This window comes from Erythrobacter sp. S158 (assembly GCF_057364915.1).
Genome location: NZ_CP200279.1, coordinates 1,471,360 through 1,492,823 on the forward strand (window position 1 = coordinate 1,471,360; position 21,464 = coordinate 1,492,823).

Consider the following 21,464-nt stretch of genomic DNA (forward strand, 5'->3'; position numbering starts at 1 on the left):
ACACTTGCTGCCTTGCGCTCCCCAAAGTGTTTGTTTGCACAATGGACTCAAGAGCACTTATCAACAGGGGACCCCAAGGCTTTGCGAATGTGGGCAATCTTGGTAAATTCTTGTCCACCATGAGTGCAGCCCGGATCGAACAGGCGATGACACGCCTCAATGTCGCGATGGAGCGGATCGAAGCCGCGCGCGCGGATATCGGACAAAAGGCGGGCGACAGAACCGGCGATGGCGCAAGTGACGCTGGCGGCTCGCAGCGTGTCATGGCGCTCGTCAACGCGCATGAGAAACTTCGTGAGGAGGTTGCAGATACGATCGGTCAGATCGACAATCTGATCGAGGAGCTTGAGGCGTGACCCAGGTGAAGATCAAGGTCGGACCGCGCACCTACTCGATTGCCTGCGGACCGGGCGAAGAGGAAAAAGTCGAAGCTTTTGGAAAGCTTATCGACGAAAACTACGCAAAGCTTGGTACTGCGCGCGCGCCGCAGGAGGCCGACAACCTAGTCTTCGCCGCCCTGTTCATGGCCGATGAACTGGATGAGGCGAAAGAGAAGGCAGCCAGCGCTCAGGGCGAGCTTGCTGAACTTCGGATCGAGCTGCAACGCGCACATGACGATGCTGCAAATGCACTGAAAAAGGCCGCGTCGGCCAGCGAGAATGACAAAGAGCGCAGCGGGTCGGCGAAGGCCGAATTGCGCGCCGAGATCGCCACGCTTCGCAAGGCCGAGGAACGCGCTCGAAAGGAAAATGTAGCTCTCAAAGCGAAGGTTGCCGATTTCGAAGATCGCGAAAGGCATCAACACGACCTGTTCGGCGGCCCAGCGGAAGATGCTGCCCATTCTGCCGCCCTTGCAGAAAAGCTTGAGGCATTGGCTGCGCGTGCCGAAGCAACTGCAAGCGCGCTTGAAGGCCAGTCGACCACGCACTAAATGACGCGGTGGCGGGGCTGCCCGGCACGAGCCACAGAAAATCCCTGAGGCTATAAGCAATCCAAGGGAGCTGTCCCTGCTCTGGTCCACCAGTTCGGCTGTGGGACCGGAGTATACGGCGCCCACCTGACGTTTTAGGCGTCAGAGGATTTCCCGGCACCGACCCATGGTGGTCCCGTCATTTTCTTTTGTGCCTCAAGCGCCGGCGCGCGCTTCCGCGCGCTTGGCTTTCCTACGGGGGCCCGACGCCTTCGGCGCCACCCCTCCGGACGCGCAGTCGCGCTTGCGGTCCTCGCGGGCCGTTTCTTTTTCGTCATTGCGAGCGTAGCGATGCATTCCATGGATCAAACGACCGACAAGAACGAACTTCGCAAGATTCTTCGCAAAGCGCGCCGTGACCATGTCGCGGCGCAGCCTGATGCCGTTCGCGCCTTGCTGTTTCATCGGCCCCCTGCGCCGCTGCTGGCGAAGCTCGGCAACGAGGCGGTAATCGGGCTGTACCACGCGACAGGAGCCGAAGCGCCTGCGGCTGACTATGCCCGCTTTTTCCACGAGGCCGGTCACACGGTTGCCCTGCCTCATTTCGCGTCCGAAACGTCACTCATGGAGTTTCGCGTTCACACCGAGCCCCATGGTGAGAGCGATCTTGTGGAGGGACCGTTTGGTATCAAGCAGCCCGCGCCAGATGCGCCCCTCATCTCGCCCGACGTTCTTTTCGTACCTCTGGTAGGCTTTACCGAAGACCTTGCACGCCTAGGTCAAGGCGGAGGGCATTACGATCGCTGGCTTGCCGCAAACCCCGGCAGGATCGCAATCGGCCTCGCCTGGGACGTGCAATTGTGCGAGGCGCTGCCAAACGAGCCGCACGATATTGCATTGGACGCGGTCGTGACCCCAACTCGAATTTATGGACTGAATTGATGCGTGAGACCCCGACCTGGCGAATTCCGATTGGTATCATCGGCCTGTTTGTCGCGCTCATCATCTATGGCGTCCTTATTGCGGTCTATCTCGCGGATATCCTCGCGACATGGCCGGGATGGGCGCAAACAATCACTTACGTGACCCTCGGCGTCATCTGGCTCTTGCCGCTCAAGCGCTTCCTGATCTGGATGGAGACCGGGAAATGGGGCGAGAGCCGCGAGATCGATCAGGACGCAGCTTAAGCCTTCATACATAGGCCCTGCGCTTTGACACCGTTTGCGACGAGCAATATCCTCGCCGCCAGCCACGGGAGAAGCATTGATGCGGGCAACTGCTACCTCACTCATTTCTATCGGCCTCGTCACCGCGGCTGTTCCCGCATCGGCCCAGTCGGAGGCTCAAAAAGCGCTCGCGCATATCGAGGAAATTGCGCTTGAGCGTACATATTTCTGCCGTGTGAAACCCCGTACAAGCGCCACTAGTGAAGCTTTTATCTCGCTGCGCCTGAAATTCGAATCCGAGTCTCAGGTCGATGCCCGCATGTTAGTCACCGGCCGCGTGTCGGGCGCGCCAGTCAGTGCGCGCATGAGTTGGCGTGGTGAGACAAGCACCGAAGGCAATCAGGCGGTGATCAGCCTCACCGAAATCTACGAGTATGACGCCGACCCACTACCGGGCGATGCTGAATGGAGCGATCCCGAGGGCGATCTCATTACTCTTAATGTTGTCGAGACCGACCGCAGGGGCAGCCTCGCTTACGTCCTTTCAGGAACGCAAGAGACCGAACTTGGCACCAACGATTTGAACTGTCTTCCTCGAAGACCGCGCAGATAGGGCTTCGATCCCGGCCATTGCCAGCGTGATGGCAACCGCTTAGCTTTCTCTCTTGAGAGAGGAAACTTAATGGCATCAACCGCTGAGGGCGTAGCGCCGGCACCTGCCGACAAGCCGCCTGTCGCGCTCAAACTGGCGCATGGTTTCGGCTCGGTCGCGTTCGGGGTGAAGGATGGCGGCTTCAACTATTTCCTTCTGCTGTTCTACGGCACCGTCATCGGCGTAGAGCCGGGACTTGTCGGGCTCGCCATCTTTATCGCGCTCGTGTTCGATGCGGTTTCCGATCCGGTCGTTGGTTATTGGTCGGACAATCTGCGGTCGCGCTGGGGGCGAAGGCATCCATTCATGTACGCAGCCGCACTGCCCGTGGGCCTCAGCTATTTCCTGTTGTGGAGCCCGCCGGAATGGTCGCAAACCGGTCTTTTCATCTACCTGACAGTGCTTGCGGTCACGATACGGACTTTCATCACCTTCTACGAGACGCCCTCAAGCGCGCTACTGCCAGAGCTTTCGCGCGACTATGAAGAGCGCACGAGTATTCAAGCCTACCGCCTGTTTTTCGGCTGGGTGGGCGGCAATGCGATGAGCGTGTTGATGTTCGGCGTCTTGCTGACCGGCCCGCTTGGCATGCGCGATCCCGATGGTTTTCGCACGTATGGGGTCGTGGCGAGTGTGCTCATGGTGACCGCTATTCTTGTGTCAGCGATAGGCACACATCACCGCATTCCCACCTTCAGCAAACCCAGCCCCAGTCCCGAACGCTTCAGCCTCAGGCGGATATTGCGCGAAATGTTCGAGATCCTGAGCGAGCGCAGCTTCATTGCGCTGTTCATTGCAACCGTGATCTTCTCAATCGCGCTAGGCGTAAACACCTCGCTCGCTTTCCTGATGCTCAACTATTTCTGGGGCTTCAGCGAGTTTCAGATCTTCATCTGGACGACGACCGTCTTCATTTCAGCGGCGATGTCCTTCTTCATTGCGCCTTTCGCCGTGCGCAAATTGGGCAAAAAGCACGCGACCATCGCGCTCGGGTTGCTTGCTTTCACGATTCAGCCTCTGCCCGTCCTGCTGCGGCTCGTGGACCTGATGCCGGAGAACGGGGACCCGATCCTGTTCCCGATCATGCTGGCGGTGAATATCTTTGATCTTGCGCTGATCATCGCAGTGCAGACCGTGTCCTACTCGATGATCGCAGACCTCGTTGAATCCAATCAGGTGAGGACCGGACGCCGAAACGAGGGCGTCTACTACGCAGCGATGACATTCACGCGGAAGACAACCCAGGGGCTCGGCGTGCTCGCAGCGGGCCTAATCCTGTCGCTGATCGCATTTCCCGAGGGCGCGGAGCCTTCTGCCGTTCCTCAAGACACGCTTTGGCAGCTCGGCGCATTCTACGCGCCGACGCTGCTCATTTTATGGATGGCTGCCCTCTACTGCTTGTCACGTTACAAGATCGACAAGGCGCAGCATGAAGCCAACCTTGCCGCGCTGGCGGAGGTAAAATCGGACTGATCGGTCCTAGGTGATACGCTGTTCGTACTCGGCCTCGAGCCGTTGGTCGACCACCCAGAAGTCGCTCCTGCGAGGACCAGTGAGCACCTCGGCGAGCAGGTCGAAATGGCCGTGCCAGCCTGCGAAAACGCCCACCAGCATGTCACGGCCGACGATGCCGTCATGCGTAAGCCTCAATCGCGTGGAGGCATCGTCGATTGCAGACAGCGAAATTTCAACCCTGCTCGATCCCCCTCCGGCCAATTCAAACCACGTAAATGCGAGGCGCTTTGGCGGATCGTACTCGAGGATCTCGCCGCGATGCGTTGCAGTCTCTTCCGAGGCGTATTTTTCCGGCGGCGAGCTTTCGGCAAGGCGGCGGTGGTCGAATTCGAACACGATCTCGCCCCCGACCCTGTCATCGGTCGAACCACCACAGAACCAGAGCTTGCGCTTCTCTGGGTCGACTAGAAACTGCCAGACCTTCTCGATCGGAGCGTCGAATATGCGTTCGAACTCGAGGCTTTGCGGCCCCGTCTGCCTTCCATAGTCACTCATCGCCATCCTCCCTCAAAGCTGTGTCGAGCGCATCAAGCCGCTCGCTCCAGAATAGCGCGTACCGCTCGACCCAATCGCGTGCAGCCAGCAGAGAGTTGGGCTGCAAAGTGCAGACCCGTTCGCGCCCGCGCTTTTGCCGCGCAACAATCCCGGCCCTTTCAAGCACGCCGACATGTTTGGATGCGCCCGCCATGCTCATCGCGAGCGGTTCGGCCAGCTCGCTCACCGTCAGTGGCCTCTGCGACAATCGCTCGACCATCAAGCGCCGCGTCGGGTCGCTCAGAGCGTGAAACACCAGATCGGCTTGCGATTTATGTTCAACCATATGGTTAAGTAATCATCGCGAGCCGTGAAAGTCAACCAATTGGTTGAACATCTCGCACAGACACAGCTAAACCCCCGCGCAAAACACGAGAGGATAGACTGCCATTTTCTGGAAATGTCCCAAGTGGCGCGAGTGACGGGACTCGAACCCGCGACCCTCGGCGTGACAGGCCGATACTCTAACCAACTGAGCTACACCCGCGCATCTTTGCGGCGTCAGCGCCCTTGGGAGACGCGCAGATAGGGCCGTGCGCGAACCCTGTCAACAAAGCATCGCACCTTTTTTCACGCGCGATGAAAAAGTCTCAGCAGTTCTCGTATTTCCAGTTCCGACGCTTGCCCTCACCGATCCATTCAGCCGCCTGAGCCACGCGCTTTTCGCGGGTCGCTTCGCGTTTCGCAGAGGTGATCCAGTCGATGTAGTCACGTCGCTGGGCGTCGGTGAATTGATCGAACACCGCACGGGCGCCAGCAGTCGAATCGATCGCGCTGGCAAGATCGCTGGGCGTATCGAGCGCCGCCTTGGGCTTTGGTTTAGAGGTCTTTAGCGATTGGACCGCGACCGCAGAATTGCGGAATTGCTGCATCAGGTCTTCATCGCCCGGCAATTCGTCGATGGCGGTGAGTTTGCCGAAATTACCCATCCCGCCGCCTGCGGTGACGGTGCTGCAGACCATGACCGACGCATGCTCCTTGAACGCCGCCATTCCGACCGCATTCTTCCCGTTCACTGTGAAGTACGGCATGCCCCATTTCAGCGCTTCCTCGCCATCAGGAAGCGCCGCGTGAGCCAGGTCGCGCACATGGTTGAGTATCGGCTGAGCGAAGTCGGCCTGCCGCGCGATATATGCGTCGACTTTCGGATTGCGCTGCATGAACTCCTCCCTCCTTCAGGGAGCAGACTACACCTCAATCTGACAGCAGCAAAACCGGTGTTTCGATGAGCTTCTTCACGTCCTGAATGAAGCTTGCCGCGTCGTATCCGTCGACCACGCGGTGATCGCAGGAAATCGAGATGTTCATGAGCTTACGTTTCTCGATTCGCTCACCGCCCTGCCCATCAGTGACGAACATGGGGCGTTCGATGATACGGTTAGGTCCGATGATGGCGACTTCGGGACGGTTGATGACCGGAGTGGTCGCAACACCGCCCAGCGGGCCGAGCGACGTGACCGTGATGGTCGAGCCCGAAAGCTCTTCCGACTTCGCCGAACCATCGCGCGCAGCATTTGCAAGACGCCCGATCTCGGTCGCCAGCTGCCACAAATTGCGCGACTGCGCGTCGCGAATGACCGGGACCATCAGGCCGTTGTCGGTCTGCGTCGCCATGCCCATGTGCACGCTGCCGTGGCGCGTGACGACATTCGCCTCGTCATCGTAGCGCGCATTGATCATCGGATAATCCGGGATCAGCTTGCAGAAAGCGGTGATCAGCAGCGGCAGCATCGTAAGTTTCGGCTTGTCGCCGCGCGCGCTGTTGAGGTCGGCTCGCATCGCTTCCAATGCGCTGACGTCGCATTCTTCGACATAGGTGAAGTGCGGGATGTTACGCTTGGCCGCGCTCATGTTCTGAGCGATGCGTTTGCGCAGGCCGATGACCTTGATCGGCTCGTCCTCGCGGGAGCGACCAGCGGGCGAATATCCACCGCCCGAATTGTATGAAATGAACTGATCGAGGTCGCCATGACGCACGCGGCCATCTTCGGCAGGCTTCACCTGCGAAAGATCGACACCGAGATCCTTTGCACGCTGGCGCACGGCAGGCGATGCGAGAACCTTGGCTGCTGGTGCAGCAGGCTCGGGTGCGGGCGTCGGGCTAGGAGTTGGAGCCGGTGCAGGCTCGAGTTCAGGCTCAGGCGTGATCGTGGGATCGGGCATCGGCGTCGACGCTTCTTTCGGCTCTGCCGCAGGTTCAGGAGTGGGCGCTGGTGCGGCCTCCTCTTCAACCTCGTCAGAAACTTCGCCTTCGACCTCGACCACCAGTAGCATCGAGCCAACCGCGACCACGTCGCCGACTTCGCCTGCCACTTCGAGGACCTTGCCATCGACCGGGCTCTCGATGTCGATCGTCGCCTTGTCGGTCATTACGTCGACGAGGTGCTGGTCCTCGGCAACAGTATCGCCGACCTTGACCATCCACTCGACGATTTCCGCCTCGGCCACGCCTTCGCCCACATCGGGCATGTTGAAAGTGAACTTCGCCATATGCGCTTAGTCCTTCAGAATCTTGTCGATGGCCTCGCCGATGCGGACGGGACCGGGGAAATAGGCCCATTCGAGGCTGTGCGGATAGGGAGTGTCGAAGCCGGTCACACGTTCGACCGGGGCTTCGAGGTGATAGAAGCAACGTTCTGTAACCAGAGCAGAGAGTTCGGAGCCGAAGCCGCTGGTGCGGGTCGCTTCGTGAACGATCAGACAGCGCCCGGTCTTCTTCACTGAGGCCTCAATTGCCTCGATGTCGAGCGGGACCAGCGTGCGCAGGTCGAGAATGTCAGCGTCCACGCCCTTCTCGCGGCACACGGCCTCTGCGACGTGAACCATTGTGCCATAGGCCAGCACGGTCAGCGCCTCGCCCTCTTGCACAGTGCGCGCCTTGCCGAGCGGGATCTTGTAGTAGCCTTCCGGCACCACCGAATCCTTGTGCTTTTTCCACGGCTCGACCGGCTTGTCGTAAAAACCTGAGAACGGGCCATTATAGATACGCTTGGGCTCAAAGAAGATCACCGGATCGTTGTCTTCGATGCAGCTGATGAGCAGGCCCTTCGCATCATAAGGCGTAGACGGGATCACGGTCTTGAGGCCCGATACGTGCGTGAAAATGCTCTCCGGCGATTGCGAGTGTGTCTGCCCACCAAAAATGCCGCCGCCGAAAGGCGAGCGCACCGTCATCGGAGCGATATACTCGGTCGCCGAGCGATAGCGCAGGCGCGCGGCTTCGGAGATCAGCTGGTCTAGGCCCGGATAGATGTAGTCCGCGAACTGGATTTCAGGGACCGGGCGAAGGCCGTAAGCACCCATTCCCACTGCCACACCGATAATCCCGCATTCGCTGATCGGCGTGTCGAAGACGCGGGTCTTGCCGTGCTTTTCCTGCAAGCCAGCAGTGCAGCGGAATACGCCGCCGAAATAGCCGACATCTTCGCCCATCACGATTACGTCATCGTCACGCTCAAGCATGATGTCGAGCGCTTCGTTGATCGCCTCGATCATGTTGATCCGGCGTTCGGCCCGCGCCTCTGCTGGCGCGTCGGTTTTCACATCGGTGCTCATGCGTCGGGCCTTTCCGAACCGAATTTCGTTATCCGCTCGCGCGTTGCCTGCTCGGCCTGCTCCTTGAGGTGCCAGGGCAGCTCTTCGAATACGTCTTCGAACATAGTGTGGAACGGATGGTGAAGGCCGTGGCCGAGGATGCCGTTTTTCTCGGCTTCCTTGGTGGTCTTCTTGACCAGCTCGGCAGCTTCGAGGTCCATCTTCTCCTGGCGATCCTCGTCCCACTCACCGATTGCGATCAGGTGGTTCTTGAGGCGCATCACCGGATCGCCGAGAGGCCATTCCTCGCGCTCTTGCGCCGAGCGGTAGCCGGAAGGATCGTCCGAAGTGGAATGCCCTTCGGCGCGGTAGGTGAAGTATTCGATCAGGGTCGGGCCCTGATTGGCTCTCGCCCGATTGGCCGCCCACTGCTGCGCTGCGAAGCATGCGAGCGCATCGTTGCCGTCGACGCGCAGGCCCGCAAGACCATATCCAAGTGCGCGTGCAGCAAAGGTGGTGCGTTCGGACCCTGCGAAACCCGAAAAGCTCGAAATCGCCCATTGATTGTTGATCACGTTGAGGATCACAGGAGCGTTGTAGACAGTCGCGAAGGTGCAGGCTGAGTGGAAGTCACCTTCCGCAGTAGAGCCCTCGCCCACCCAGGTTGCCGCGATCCGGCTGTCGCCCTTGATCGCGCTCGCCATCGCCCAGCCCACGGCCTGCGGCGTCTGCGTGGCAAGGTTGCCCGAGATCGAGAAGAAGGAGTGCTCGCGGCTCGAATACATGATCGGCAGCTGGCGACCCTTCAGTTTGTCGCCTTTGTTCGAATAGATCTGGTTGATCATCTCGATCAGCGGGTAACCGCGCGCGATCAGAATGCCCTGCTGGCGGTAGCTCGGGAATACCATGTCGTCCGATGCCAGCGCCATCGAAGCAGAAATGCTGGTCGCCTCTTCGCCGGTGCACTTCATGTAGAACGATGTCTTGCCCTGGCGCTGACCACGAAACATGCGCTCATCGAAAGCGCGGGTCAGAGCCATATGGCCAAGCATCGTGCGCAGGGTTTCGGGGTCCAGCTTGGGATCCCAGGGCCCATGCGCCTTGTTGTCATCGCCCAATACGCGGACGAGGCCATAGGCCAGGTCCTTCATTTCCTCAGGCTTTGTGCCTTCGTCGGGGCGCGGCTGCGAGCCCGCTTCGGGGATGTCGAGTTCGGAAAAGTCGACCGGATCGCCGGGACGCGACTTGGGCTCTGGTACGTGCAGAGCGAGCGCCGGGCGATTGTCGCCTTTGGGGGACGGATTGTCGGCCGCATCGGCCATAGATTTGCTCTCCCAAGAACAGGTTCATGAGGGCAGCTATGTCAGCAAAATGCGGCGGTCAAGCGGCGGTAGTCAGACCGCAACAGGAGCCTTGATAGGAGGCAGCGGCGCGTAATCATCGACCCGGAAATCCTCGATTTTGTAGTCGAAAATTGTTTCGGGCTTTCTGGTGATTTCGAGACGCGGGTTGCCGGTTGGCTCGCGGGTCAGCTGTTCCTCGATCAGATGGGCGTGGTTCAGGTAGAGGTGGACGTCCCCGCCCATCCAGACCAATTCTCCCGGCTCAAGACCCGTCTGCTGCGCCATCATCCGGGTCAGCAACGCGGCCGACCACAGGTTGAACGGCAGGCCGAGCGCAACATCGCAGCTGCGCTGATAAAGGAGACAGTTGAGCCGATCTCCTGCAACATGGAACTGGTAGGTCTTGTGGCACGGCGGCAGCGCCATGCGGTCGAGTTCGGCGACGTTCCATCCTTCGATGATGTGGCGGCGGCTGCCGGGACTGTTGCGCAGGCTTTCGACCACTTCGGCGACTTGGTTGATCCCCTCGCCCTTCTCGTAAAGGCCGTCCTTGCGATAGCGATAGGTCGGCCAATCGACCCACTGCTTGCCGTAAACGGGACCAAGATCGCCCCATCTTTGCGCAAAGCCCTCATCATCGGCGATGCGTTGGACGAAGTTCTCTAACGCGATCTCGTCGCCGGTCTCGCGCACGTAATTGGCGTGCGGCCACTCGTTCCAGATCTTCACGCCCTGAAGCACAAGCGGGCGAATATTCGTCTCACCCGTCAGGAACCACAGCATCTCGCGCGTCGCGGTCTTCCAGTAGACTCGCTTCGTCGTGAGCAGCGGCATTGCACCGTCGGCAAGATCGTATCGCAGCATCGCCCCTGCAATCGAGCGCGTACCAGTGCCTGTACGATCCATGCGCTCGCTCCCCCTCTCCCAAATCCCGCGCATGAGATTGAGGTATTGCCATTCGGGATGAGCGGGCTCGGTAAGCTGGGTTGGAATTGACTGAGAGGCCATGGGGCAAACTATAAGGTGCAAAAGTGCGCTTGCCACCTGCGCTATCCACACTTATAGGCGCGCCCCTACCGCATGAACGCGCTCGCGCTCATGCCATCTGAGTCGGGAAGTAGCTCAGCCTGGTAGAGCACCGTCTTCGGGAGGCGGGGGCCGGAGGTTCGAATCCTCTCTTCCCGACCAATAAAATCAAGCACGTACGCTGACATCCTATCCTCAGACTTGGGTGCAACTTGGGTGCGCCCGAAAATCGTATATGCGCCGATGTATAGCAGATAACACCTATAACCTTATGGTTTTTAGGTGAATTTCTTCACTGCCAACGCTTCTTCGAGCCCATCACGACGATTGCAGACAGCAACTGGGTCAAATCCAGACACTTTTTCCACTTCTCCCAATGCACTCTAAGACAGGGGCTGCACTCGGTCGCGGGTGCCCGTAGAGCGCCTAGTTCAAGCAGTCTTCAAGCCCGCCACGATCAATAAAAGCAACCGAGTCATCGACCCCAACTTAACGCCATGCGTTAAGTCGCTCATTGACACTGAAGAGAACCTGCCCTAGATCGATCGAAATGAAGGTTGAGTTCGCCGACAAACGCCTCGCGCAGATACCGACAGACGAGGCGCATAAGCTCGGTTTGCCGATCGCTGTCATCAAGGCTGCCCGGAAGAAAATACACTATCTGGCTCAGGCTCCAGACGAGCGAACGCTCCGTAATCTCGCCTCATTGAACTATAAGAAGCTGCAAGGAGAGAAGGACGGGATACGATCGATCAGGATCAACAACCAATATCGAATCGAGTTCACACTGGACAACGAAGAGCATCCACCGATCATCCGCATTACGGAGATCGGGGATACTCACTAGAGAAAGAGAGATATGAGTATCGCAACGAGCATGATCGAAGTCCCCCATCCTGGCGAGTTTCTCGCTGAGGAGCTAGAGGCTCGTGGTTGGTCGCAGCGTGATCTTGCCTATATTTTGGGCGTCTCGGAGCAGGGCATTACCCAGATTGTAAATGCTCGGCGCGGGATCAGTCCAGAAATGGCGAAGGCGCTAGGGGACGCCTTCGACGTGAACCCCGAATTTTTCACCAACCTGCAAAAGTCGTATGATCTTTCCAAGGCGAAGGAACCTGACCCAGGGGTCGCCACACGCGCCCGTTTTCAGGGTGTTTATCCCATCCGCGAGATGATCCGAAGGGAATGGCTGGAGGACACTGATGTACCGTTGCTGGAGGGTCAGCTTATGCGGTTCTTCCATACCAATGACGTAAACGACATCCCTCATTTGGCACATGCCGCGAAGAAAAAAAGCTACGAGAGCGAGACGCCTGAACAGCTCGCTTGGCTTTATCGGGTTCGTCAGATCTGCTCGGAGATGGTGGTCCCCCGCTATTCTAAGAAAGCGCTGAAGGAAGTCGTTGAGAACGAGCTCCCTGCCCTGATGGTAGCTCCTGAAGAAGCTAGGCATGTTCCACGGATACTTTCCGAATGTGGGATTCGTTTCGCAATCGTCGAGACTTTGCCGAAAGCGAACATCGATGGTGTTTGCTTCTGGGATAGCGGCCAGCCTGCAGTCGGAATGACTACTCGTTTTGATCGGATCGACAATTTTTGGTTCGTCTTGCGACATGAGTTGGAACACGTGCTCAATGAAGATGGCAAAAAGAAGGGAAGCCACGAGCACGTTGATGTTGATCTCAAATACGATGTTTCTTCGGAACTACCTGAGGAGGAAGTAAAGGCGAACAAGGCAGCGGCAGATGCTTGTGTGCCCAAGTCTGAACTTGACTCCTTCTTCAGTCGGAAGGCGCCTTACATTTCCGAAAAAGACGTGATTGGATTTGCTCGCAGAATTCAACGGCATCCCGGCATCGTTGTTGGCCAACTTCAGTACCGTATGGACAGGTACAATTGGTTAGCTCGTCACAAAGTCGCCGTCAGGAAGTACCTGGCGCAAAGTGCGGTGATCGACGGCTGGGGAAATCCTGCGCCAGTAAGTCTGTAAGGAGTTAAAGATGGCATCCTACAATGAACAATTGCAAAACGTGTGGCACGAGTTCGAGAAGTCGAAAGGGTTCGTTCCAGCAACGGCGCGTGAAGCATGCCAGTGGGGTGTCCAGGATGGGCTAATCGAGATGCCGGTACTCGACCCCTTTGACGAACTCGCAAAGGATATGTCTCGTGCACTGCGCGAAGAGTACGGTACTGATCGGTTGGGGCGTCGCTACCGAAAAAACCACGCTGTGCGGATAACCAAAGGTGGCGTACAATACACGATGTGGGCCATAATCGGCAGCGCGCCGCTTGAACATATGCGCAAGGCTTTCGTCCAGCGTCGACAACAGATTGTGGGTGACTGTGTTCAGCTCGATACCGATGTTCGCGTCTACAATGATCTGAATCCCGAACAAGAAGCAATCCAGATTCCATTCGACTTCACACCAGACGTTGAGGAAAGTCGTCTTTGGGATGAGGACGAAGCTGCTTAGGTAGAACAGCTATCGCGCGCCCGACCCGTATGGTGTCCATGATGCATACGCCACGCCAGAAATCTTGAGTTCTAACGAGAGGTCTTGGGTGTAAGTTGGGTGCAAGATGCGCGCTTTGATCGCCAAAACGCTGCATTTTTTTGGTTTGGTCCGATCAAAGAAGCGCAGAAACGCGACGTTTCATCGGTAAGCCGTTGCTTCGGGAGGCGGGGGCCGGAGATTCGAATCCTCTCTTCCCGACCAACACATGTGGGACGTCACAAGTGTTTGGACAACGTCCAAGAAGCTTGGATTGTCGTTGTCCCTTCAAGTGCCTCAACGGAAGCTATTAATCCATTGAAATTTAGCCGAATGTCGGCTTTGCGCCCCAATCCAAGACGGGGTCATTCGAGATCTTAGTTCCCGATAGCGGACATTCTCCAAGGCCATTTCGGCGTTTGATTACAACAATAAAACAATCATTTGATAAATGATTCGGCCAGCATGTAACGAATGCCGCCAGCCTTGCGAACAACAGTTACGGAGGCAAAAGTATGAACTTACGCGATCTGGAATATGTGGCCGCGATTGATCGATACCGCAATTTTGGGCGTGCGGCAGAAGCGTGCCATGTCAGTCAGCCGTCGCTGTCAGCACAAGTGAAAAAACTCGAAGAACGGCTCGGCGTTGAGTTGTTCGCTCGCACCAATACGGGTGTCCATACGACCGAAGCTGGCTCACGGATCGTGACCACGGCGAAAGAAGTTCTTCGGCAGGCTCAGCGTATTACGGATACTGCTGCCGAATATCACGACCCGCTCGCTGCGCCCCTGCGAATTGGCATCATCCCGACATTGGCTCCGTTTGTCCTACCGTTTCTCAACGACTCGGCGCGGGCGATCACGGATCAGCTAAACCTGATCTTCCGCGAGCTGCCGACCGACACATTGCTGTCGGAACTGGACGCGCGCTCGATTGATGTTGCCCTGTTGAGCGGCCCGGTTGATTTGACCGGCTACAAGTTCTCTCCGGTGTTTCGAGAGCCCTTGAAGCTTATGGTCTCAAAGAATCACCGTTTGGCCAACACTCAGTCGATCTCAGCTTGCGAGATCCCACGAGAGGAAATGTTCCTGCTTACGCAGGAGCATTGCCTGCGGGCCGAGACGATGATGCTGTGTCAGGACAAAAATATCGGCATCGACGTCCCCGATGGCATGCACGCCACCAACTTTCTGACCATGTCGCATTATCTGAAGCCCGAACTTGGCTGCAGTCTAGTCCCTAGTCTCGCATGCGCCATAGTCGCCCGCGCAAACCCATCAGTGGCTTTTGTCGCAATCGAGGAGGATGCCTACGGCCGGGACATTGGCTTTGTCTCTCGTGTCGGCTGTCCACGAGAGCACATTTTGCGCAAGTTTTGCGGAGAAATTCGCAGCAATCCGCCTGAAGCTGTAACCGCACTGAATTAACCTGCGAACACCGTACATAACGGTACTATTATCCGAAGAAGCGGGCTCGGTAAGAGCTTGCTCTTTTGTCATGCCCGCCATTAAATTTGCACAATATTATCAGTAGGTTGTGCGATAGTCAGCGCCTATCACCTCCATTGAAACCTTGTATTATACGCGGTGAAAATCCGGCCATATCAGCCTAGCTCGGAAGGCGGGAATATCCCTGACCCCTTAGGCCCGCCTTCCATCCGAAAATGGACTGAAAGGCAGCACAATGAAAAAATCAATTACACGTTCGGTAGCAACGACCTCGGGTCGCTTGCTGCTTGGCACTTCAACTCTAGCCATGCTGGTCTCCGGAGCAGCGCAAGCGCAGCAAGTCATCAATGACGGCGACAACATGACCGTCACATCTGCCGCGGATGGAGAGACAATCTCTGCAGCAGCAGGCGTGACCAGCACCGTGGATGGTGCTCCCGTTGTCGTGGTCGACACCAATGATGTCACGGTGGACAATGCCGGCACACTGGCGACCACCGGAGTCACCCAAACCGTGCAGGTGAATCAGGGAACGACCGGCACCGTCATCAACAACGCGGCCACCGGAACGCTTGAAGGCGAATCGCGGGTGATCAACGTTGATGGAACTGACGTAACAATCAACAATGATGGCATTATTCGTGGGACCGGTGATCAGCGCAACGGCGCAGTTTATGCCAACCGCACATCGAACAACATCACGATCAACAACAGCGCCACTGGCGTTATTGACGCTGGCGTTGAAGGCGCTGGAATCTCGATTGAAGTCGGCGGTGGCGGCAACCCGATTGGCGGCGCAATCACCAATGACGGCATCATCTCAGGCCGTGGCCAAGCTTCTGCAATGGACGGCACAGCCGGTGAAGGCATCCGCTTTTTCGGACCGGGCGTTGCTCCCGCTTACATCTATGAAGGTACGATCACCAATAACGGCCTGATCGAATCCGATAGCGCCCAGGGAACTGTTGCGGCCATCCGTTTCGCCGATCGCATCGGTTTCCAGGGTGAGCTCAATAACAACGGCGATCTCATTGGCGAGCAAAACGGACTCTACTTTGGCAATGCGGACCACACTGGCGGCGTTGTCAACAATGACGGTCAGATCTTGTCGGCAAGCCGCGCTCTGAACATCGACGGCGTAGGCTTGGTCATCAACAACCGTAGCGTGATTGCCGGTCTCGGAAACCAGCGCAACGGTACCATCTATGCAGATAGCACTGCGCAGAACTTCACGCTTAACAATGACGGCGCAATCGATGTCGGTCTGGGCAACAATGGCGCAGGCTTTTCGGCCGAATTGTCAGCCGAGGGAAATGATTTCACGATCAACAACACCGGCATCATTCTTGGTGATGGCAATGCCGGTGCGGGATCCGCGCTTGCAGGCGACGGTATTCGCTTTGAACGCGGGCGCGTCAACGGCGTGCTGGATGGATCCACAACCGGATTGTTCACGGGCACGATCAACAACGCCGAAACCGGCGCGATCGCAGCGCTTGGAACAGGTGGTGGAACCACCGCTGGTATCCGTTTTGTGAACGGCGTCAGCTTCTCCGGCACGATCAACAATGATGGGTTTATCGGAGGCACTTCGAACGGCCTATACTTTGGCAATGCCACGCCTGCGGGTGGCGGTGACTTCACCGGCGCCGTCGTCAACAACAACGGAACCATCGAATCCGAAAGCCGCGCGGTAAACATCGACGGGCTTGGCCTGACGATCAACAATGCAGGGTCAATCGTTGGTGCAGGCAACCAGCGAAATGGTACCGTCTACGCCGACAGCACAGCGCAAGGCTTCACACTCAACAACCTTGAAACCGGCGTGATCGACGCTGGCATGGGCAACGAAGGCGCAGGCTTTTCGGTCGAACTTTCGGCGGAGGGCAACGACTTTACCATCGTCAACGCTGGCATCATCCAAGGCCGCGGTCAGGCAGATGCCGGTGCAGCAACCGCTGGAGACGGCCTTCGTTTCGAACGCGAGCGCGTCGGCGGCGTCCTTGAAGGATCGACCACGGGCCTGTTCACGGGAACCATCGAAAACTCGGGCACCATTGCCTCTGAAAGCATACAGGGAACCGCAGCGGGCATCCGTTTCGTGAACGGCGTGTCGTTTCGGGGAACGCTAACCAATTCGGGCGTGATCTCCGGTGTCCAGAACGGTGTCTATTTTGGCAACCCGGTCCCGGCTGGCGGCGCAGACCACACTGGCGGCGTTGTCGACAACCTCGAAGGCGGTGTGATCTCTTCGGACAGCCGCGCATTCAACATCGACGGGCTTGGCTTGACGCTGAACAATGCAGGTTCGATCCTCGGCACTGGAAACCAGCGTAACGGAACCGTCTATGCCGACGGAACCGCCGACAACTTCACCCTCAACAACAGCGGTCTGATCGACGCTGGCGAAGGCAATGAGGGTTCGGGCTTCGGCGCGGAAATCGGCGGCGCGGCTGATGGAGCCAACACCTTCGATCTGACCAATAGCGGCTCCATTCAGGGCCGTGGCCAGGCAAGCGCTGCCGTCGGCGGTGCAGGCGACGGTGTTCGCATCGGCAATGTCGGCAATATTGGAGTATTTGACGGAACGATCACCAATAGCGGCCTGATCGCTTCTGAAAGCATGCAGGGAACGACGGCGGGCATCCGCTTCGTCAATGGCATCAGCTTCCAGGGCACGCTCAACAACGAAGAAGGTGGCGTTATCTCGGGTGTCCAGAACGGTCTTTACTTCGGTAATCCGGTCATGGGCATGGGCGCTGATCACACAGGCGGTGTGGTCAACAACGCTGGCACGATCAGCTCGGCAAGCCGCGCGCTGAACATCGACGGAATTGGTCTGACGATCAACAACTCCGGCTCGATCCTCGGCACCGGCAACCAGCGCAACGGCACTGTCTATGCTGACAGCACCGCCCAAGACTTCACGCTCAACAACACCGGCACAATCGATGCTGGCATGGGCAATGAAGGTGCTAGCTTCTCGGTCGAGCTCGAAAATGCAGCCAACGGTGGCAGCAACTTCGACATCACCAATGATGGCGTGATCCAGGGCCGCGGAAACGCTGCTGCTGGCGCAACCACCGCGGGTGATGGCCTTCGTTTCGAGCGTTCGCGCAACATGGGCGTTCTCGACGGCACAACCGATGGACTGTTTGTCGGCAACATCACCAACACCGGCATGATCGATAGCGAAGCCGCCAACGGCACCGCCGCTGGTATTCGCTTCGTCAACGGGGTGAGCTTCCAAGGCGTTCTTGATAACTCGGGCACAATCTCGGGCGTTCAGAACGGTCTGTATTTCGGCAACCCGACCCCGGCGGGTGGCGGTGATTTCACCCAAGCCATCGTCAACAACTCGGGCGTAATCAGCTCGGGCAGTCGCGCGCTCAACATCGATGGCAACGGCCTGACAGTGAACAACCTTGCCAGCGGCCAAATCCTTGGCACAGGAAATCAGCGCAACGGCACGGTCTACGCCGATGGCACGGCCGATGACTTCACCTTCAACAACGCCGGTGTCGTGGATGCGGGTGCGGGCAACCAAGGTTCCGGCTTCGGCGCCGAAATCGGTGGAGCTGTCGACGGTGCAAACACCTTCGACCTGACCAACAGCGGCACCATTCAGGGCCGTGGGCAGGCCGGGCCAATGGATGCGCTGGCAGGAGACGGCGTGCGTATCGGCAATGTTGGCAATATGGGCACCTTTGACGGCACCATCACCAACTCCGGTACGATCAACTCGGAAGCGATGCAGGGTCCGGTCGCGGGTCTGCGCGTGGTCAATGGAGTGAACTTCTCCGGCACGATCAACAACTCGGGAACCATCTCGGGAGCAAATCAGGGCCTTTATCTGGGCGCTGGTGATCACACCGGTTCGCTCATCGCCAACTCGGGCACCCTGTCGGGCGGCGTGAATGCCTTCTTCGCAGGCAATGCTCTGAGCGCGGTGACCTTCGTTAATGATGGCGGTACTCTGATTGGTAACTTTGTCGGATCGAGCGCGTTCGAAGACACACTTTCGATCACCGGCTTGGCCAACTCGATCCAAGGCGATGTCCTGAATTCGGTTGCCGTCAGCACAGCTGAAGGAAGCACAACCAGCTTTGTGGGCACGCGTTCTATCAACGGAAGCCTGATCCATGCCGGTACTCTCGCCTTTGATCTTGGTGTTGATAGCCTTGCTGTTGACGGTGACGTCACTCTTGAAAACGGCAGCGTCGTGAACGTCGCGACGTCACAGATCACTTCGGCTGATGTCGGCTCGACTGTCGATGTAATCACCGAAACCGGTGCGTTCGCCAACAACGGTGTGACGGTCAATGTGATCGAAGACGATTTCCTGATCGACTATCTCGTCAATCTCGGATCTGTTTCAGTGACGATCGGCGCAACCGACCTTGCCAATGTTTCGGCTGACGCAAACATCAGCAGCTTTGGCGGGGCGCTTACCTCGGCTGTAGTTAACAACCGTTTGCCCGCAGATGTGTTCGCAGTGTTGAACGCTTCGACTTCGGCTTCGGAGTTCGAAAACACGGCTCTCGCCTTGCTTCCCGCCATCAATGACGGTCTGACCCGCGAAATCTATGAAACCCAGCGTTTCGCCAGTGCGCAGGTTCAGGATCGTCTGAGCGGTGAAGGAGTGGGACTGTGGGGCGCGGCATTCGTGCGCGGTGCCGATGCAGATGCAAGCAGCCTCAGTTCGCTTGGCTACGATGCTGACGCGACCGGTTTCACCCTCGGTCTTGATGGCAAAGTCGGAGACAATGCGACTGTCGGTGTCCTGCTCAACTATTCGGATATCAACGTCGATGCGAACGGACCGGCTAATGCTGAAAACGAGATCGATGCTTTCCAAATTGGCGCCTATGCCGGCGTCAATCTTGGTCAGGCCTATCTGAATGGTGAACTCGGTTACTCGACCTCGTCGATTGAAAACCGTCGTACCGCCATCGGTGCGCCAATCGCTGGCGAAAGCGATGTTGACGGCGTCTATGCCAGCCTCAATCTCGGCTACGACATTGATCTTGGCGGCGTGCTGGCCACTCCCAATGGCGGCCTGCGTTACGCAGAGCTTTCGCGGGATACCTTCACCGAAACCGGTGGCCTGGGCCTCACGCTCGACAGTGGCACCGCCGAATTCTTCGAGGCGCGTGTTGGTCTGAAGGTGGCAGGAAGCGCCGATAGCGGCATCATCCCGTTCGTCAGCGTCGACTACGCCTATGATCTCAGCAGTGACCCCCTTGCAGTGGCAGGCTCTTTCAACGGCGGTGCAGACAGCTTTGTGCTGGTTACAGACGAGGCCTCTGAGAGCCGTTTCGACATCGCAGCCGGTCTCGACCTTGTGAATGAAGGCAGGTTCTCCATCGGTGCCGAATATCGCGGGCGCTTTGCCTCCGGTTATCAGTCACACGCTGGTGGCATCAACATCCGCTTTGAATTCTAAGTAGCACCACGCTTGGGCTGCCTAGGCCAAGGGAAGCCAGTCGGGGTCCTCCATCCCGGCTGGTTTCTTTGGTATTCACGCACAGCCAAGACACGTAATCATGATTTAAGTTTTTCTGTTCTCAAATAGTCATCGCGGGCCCCGATTGTTGGGCGTAAGAGTAGCGTCAGCTTTGTGAACCCGCTCACTTGAGAGCAGACATTCCGCAAACGGCCCAGTCTCAGCGTTCATCGAGCGGATGATACATGACTGGTGATAGACATTGGTTCGAATGGAAGCGACTTACCGTGACAGGAGCTCGTCCGACTTCGCAGCTGGACTCGCGTCAACTGGAGTTAGTGCTCTGATGGGCCGAAGAGGACGTTAGTAGCGCATCCATCGCATCGGCCAAGTGTTCGTGCGTATCCGTGCCAGTTCGCATCCCATGCAGGGCGGCTTGCGCAACGAGCGAGTTGATGAAGGCGGCTACGAGGTCGATATCGGCAAATGATGCCGCGCCCTCCTCTCTAGCTTCTTCGAGCAATCCTCGAATTTGAGCGATGCCGTGTTGATCTTCAATTTGCCGAGCGCGGTCGGAGCCAAGCGCGTTGGGCCCGATCTCAAAGAGGATAGCCGCAACCGCAGGATCTTTGATTTGTTCCAACCATGCAATGCATCCGGCCTTCAACCGGTCGAGCGCAGGGCAGCCAAGGTTGCTCTGATCGAAAGCTCGTCCGATCGTGTCGCGCGATTCCTTTTCATAAAGCGCCTCGATGATTTCGTTCTTGCTGCAGAAATGATGATACATAGCGCCTTTGCTGAGCCCTGCCTCCTTAAGGACGAGGTCGGTCGTCGTCGCATACAAGCCGCGCGTTAGCAGCGACTTGCGATAAGCAGCGAGCAAAGCGCTGCGCGTTGTGGTGGATCGGTCCTGTTGTCTGGCCATAGCCGCTCTCTTTACATGCAATGAGAAAGCTGCAAAACAGACCGCTAGTCTGCTTTTGAGAATGCACTGTCATGACAACTCGAATTGAGAAGCTCGATACCATGTTCGGCGTATGGAACACGACAGATAAGGATGAGCAGGAGCGGCTTGCGAAGGCGGCGCTCGAACACAACGTCCACTTCGTCGATCCGAACCACAACATCATCGGACGCGAGCCGTTTCTTGCAATGGTACGCGAGACACAAACCAAGTTTCCCGGACTACGCTACGGCCGGTCTTGCGAGCCGGACTGGCAAAACAGTTTCTGCCGCTATCACTGGGCAATCCACAAGGACGACAATCAGGTGATGACCGGGTTCGACGCCGCCGAAGTCAACGATGCTGGAAAGATCGTGAAAGTGATCGGATTTTTCGGCGAATTGGCGCGCGCCACTGAGGCTTCAGAGGGCTGATTGACAGCAGCGCCACGC

Annotated in this window: 20 protein-coding genes, 2 tRNA genes and 1 other RNA gene; 14 read left to right on the forward strand and 9 right to left on the reverse strand. The window is 57.7% G+C overall.

Features of this window, described 5'->3' with window-relative positions; translation table 11 throughout:
• Positions 1–110 precede the first annotated feature (110 nt).
• The 7 genes from AC0V6T_RS07335 (at position 111) to AC0V6T_RS07365 (ending at position 4,201) form a co-directional block, all read left to right on the forward strand.
• Complete coding sequence (locus tag AC0V6T_RS07335; RefSeq protein ID WP_486125613.1) at positions 111–356, forward strand: hypothetical protein; 246 nt, start codon at positions 111–113, stop codon at positions 354–356.
• Positions 353–931, forward strand: coding sequence for a cell division protein ZapA (locus AC0V6T_RS07340; RefSeq protein WP_486125615.1), 579 nt, complete (start codon positions 353–355; stop codon positions 929–931). Before AC0V6T_RS07335 ends, AC0V6T_RS07340 begins: the two co-directional genes overlap by 4 nt.
• Positions 932–942: 11 nt before the next feature.
• A non-coding RNA gene (gene ssrS / locus AC0V6T_RS07345) (6S RNA) lies at positions 943–1,111 on the forward strand.
• 159 nt (positions 1,112–1,270) lie between these two features.
• Entirely contained in the window at positions 1,271–1,852 is a 582-nt protein-coding gene (locus tag AC0V6T_RS07350) for a 5-formyltetrahydrofolate cyclo-ligase (protein ID WP_486125617.1), read from the forward strand.
• Positions 1,852–2,097 carry a DUF2842 domain-containing protein gene (locus tag AC0V6T_RS07355; RefSeq protein WP_486125619.1) on the forward strand — a complete coding sequence of 82 codons (246 nt, stop codon included), beginning with the start codon at positions 1,852–1,854 and terminating at the stop codon, positions 2,095–2,097. The genes AC0V6T_RS07350 and AC0V6T_RS07355 overlap by 1 nt, the downstream gene beginning before the upstream one ends.
• Positions 2,098–2,176: 79 nt before the next feature.
• Positions 2,177–2,689 (forward strand): hypothetical protein, encoded by a 513-nt coding sequence (locus AC0V6T_RS07360; RefSeq protein ID WP_486125621.1) that lies wholly within the window; start codon positions 2,177–2,179, stop codon positions 2,687–2,689.
• 69 nt (positions 2,690–2,758) lie between these two features.
• Positions 2,759–4,201: an MFS transporter gene (locus tag AC0V6T_RS07365; RefSeq protein WP_486125623.1), complete on the forward strand. Its 1,443-nt coding sequence runs from the start codon at positions 2,759–2,761 to the stop codon at positions 4,199–4,201.
• Between the two features lie 6 nt (positions 4,202–4,207).
• On the opposite strand, the gene AC0V6T_RS07370 is transcribed toward AC0V6T_RS07365, so the two are convergent.
• From AC0V6T_RS07370 to thyA, 8 genes are all read right to left on the reverse strand, one after another.
• Positions 4,208–4,738 carry an SRPBCC family protein gene (locus AC0V6T_RS07370; protein WP_486125625.1) on the reverse strand — a complete coding sequence of 177 codons (531 nt, stop codon included), beginning with the start codon at positions 4,736–4,738 and terminating at the stop codon, positions 4,208–4,210.
• Positions 4,731–5,063, reverse strand: a complete 333-nt coding sequence (locus tag AC0V6T_RS07375; protein WP_486125627.1) for an ArsR/SmtB family transcription factor — start codon at positions 5,061–5,063, stop codon at positions 4,731–4,733. Before AC0V6T_RS07375 ends, AC0V6T_RS07370 begins: the two co-directional genes overlap by 8 nt.
• A gap of 124 nt (positions 5,064–5,187) precedes the next feature.
• Positions 5,188–5,264, reverse strand: a tRNA-Asp gene (locus AC0V6T_RS07380).
• 103 nt (positions 5,265–5,367) lie between these two features.
• Positions 5,368–5,937 (reverse strand): YdeI/OmpD-associated family protein, encoded by a 570-nt coding sequence (locus AC0V6T_RS07385; RefSeq protein WP_486125629.1) that lies wholly within the window; start codon positions 5,935–5,937, stop codon positions 5,368–5,370.
• Between the two features lie 34 nt (positions 5,938–5,971).
• Positions 5,972–7,267, reverse strand: coding sequence for a dihydrolipoamide acetyltransferase family protein (locus tag AC0V6T_RS07390; protein ID WP_486125631.1), 1,296 nt, complete (start codon positions 7,265–7,267; stop codon positions 5,972–5,974).
• A 6-nt stretch (positions 7,268–7,273) separates the two neighbouring features.
• Positions 7,274–8,332: an alpha-ketoacid dehydrogenase subunit beta gene (locus AC0V6T_RS07395; RefSeq protein ID WP_486125633.1), complete on the reverse strand. Its 1,059-nt coding sequence runs from the start codon at positions 8,330–8,332 to the stop codon at positions 7,274–7,276.
• Positions 8,329–9,633, reverse strand: coding sequence for a thiamine pyrophosphate-dependent enzyme (locus AC0V6T_RS07400; protein WP_486125635.1), 1,305 nt, complete (start codon positions 9,631–9,633; stop codon positions 8,329–8,331). The genes AC0V6T_RS07395 and AC0V6T_RS07400 overlap by 4 nt, the downstream gene beginning before the upstream one ends.
• 72 nt (positions 9,634–9,705) lie before the next feature.
• Positions 9,706–10,662, reverse strand: a complete 957-nt coding sequence (thyA, locus tag AC0V6T_RS07405) for a thymidylate synthase (RefSeq protein WP_486125637.1) — start codon at positions 10,660–10,662, stop codon at positions 9,706–9,708.
• A gap of 103 nt (positions 10,663–10,765) precedes the next feature.
• On the opposite strand from thyA, the gene AC0V6T_RS07410 reads away from it, so the two are divergent.
• The 6 genes from AC0V6T_RS07410 to AC0V6T_RS07435 all read left to right on the forward strand — a co-directional run bounded on the left by AC0V6T_RS07410 (position 10,766) and on the right by AC0V6T_RS07435 (position 20,069).
• Positions 10,766–10,842, forward strand: a tRNA-Pro gene (locus tag AC0V6T_RS07410).
• Positions 10,843–11,230: 388 nt separating this feature from the next.
• On the forward strand, positions 11,231–11,527 hold the full coding sequence (locus AC0V6T_RS07415) for a type II toxin-antitoxin system RelE/ParE family toxin (RefSeq protein WP_486125639.1): 297 nt from the start codon (positions 11,231–11,233) through the stop codon (positions 11,525–11,527).
• A 12-nt stretch (positions 11,528–11,539) separates the two neighbouring features.
• A complete protein-coding gene (locus AC0V6T_RS07420; protein ID WP_486125641.1) occupies positions 11,540–12,670 on the forward strand; it encodes a HigA family addiction module antitoxin in 1,131 nt (376 codons plus the stop codon).
• A gap of 10 nt (positions 12,671–12,680) precedes the next feature.
• Positions 12,681–13,154 carry a hypothetical protein gene (locus tag AC0V6T_RS07425; protein WP_486125643.1) on the forward strand — a complete coding sequence of 158 codons (474 nt, stop codon included), beginning with the start codon at positions 12,681–12,683 and terminating at the stop codon, positions 13,152–13,154.
• Between the two features lie 533 nt (positions 13,155–13,687).
• Positions 13,688–14,602, forward strand: coding sequence for a LysR substrate-binding domain-containing protein (locus AC0V6T_RS07430; protein WP_486125645.1), 915 nt, complete (start codon positions 13,688–13,690; stop codon positions 14,600–14,602).
• Positions 14,603–14,858: 256 nt separating this feature from the next.
• Entirely contained in the window at positions 14,859–20,069 is a 5,211-nt protein-coding gene (locus AC0V6T_RS07435; RefSeq protein WP_486125647.1) for an autotransporter domain-containing protein, read from the forward strand.
• A 325-nt stretch (positions 20,070–20,394) separates the two neighbouring features.
• Here the strand turns inward: AC0V6T_RS07435 and AC0V6T_RS07440 are convergent, their stop codons facing one another.
• The gene (locus tag AC0V6T_RS07440) at positions 20,395–20,994 is read right to left on the reverse strand and encodes a TetR/AcrR family transcriptional regulator (protein ID WP_486125649.1); all 600 of its coding nucleotides are present in this window, start codon (positions 20,992–20,994) and stop codon (positions 20,395–20,397) included.
• Between the two features lie 71 nt (positions 20,995–21,065).
• Between AC0V6T_RS07440 and AC0V6T_RS07445 the strand changes: the two genes are divergently transcribed.
• Positions 21,066–21,446: a hypothetical protein gene (locus tag AC0V6T_RS07445; protein WP_486125651.1), complete on the forward strand. Its 381-nt coding sequence runs from the start codon at positions 21,066–21,068 to the stop codon at positions 21,444–21,446.
• Positions 21,447–21,464: the final 18 nt, after the last annotated feature.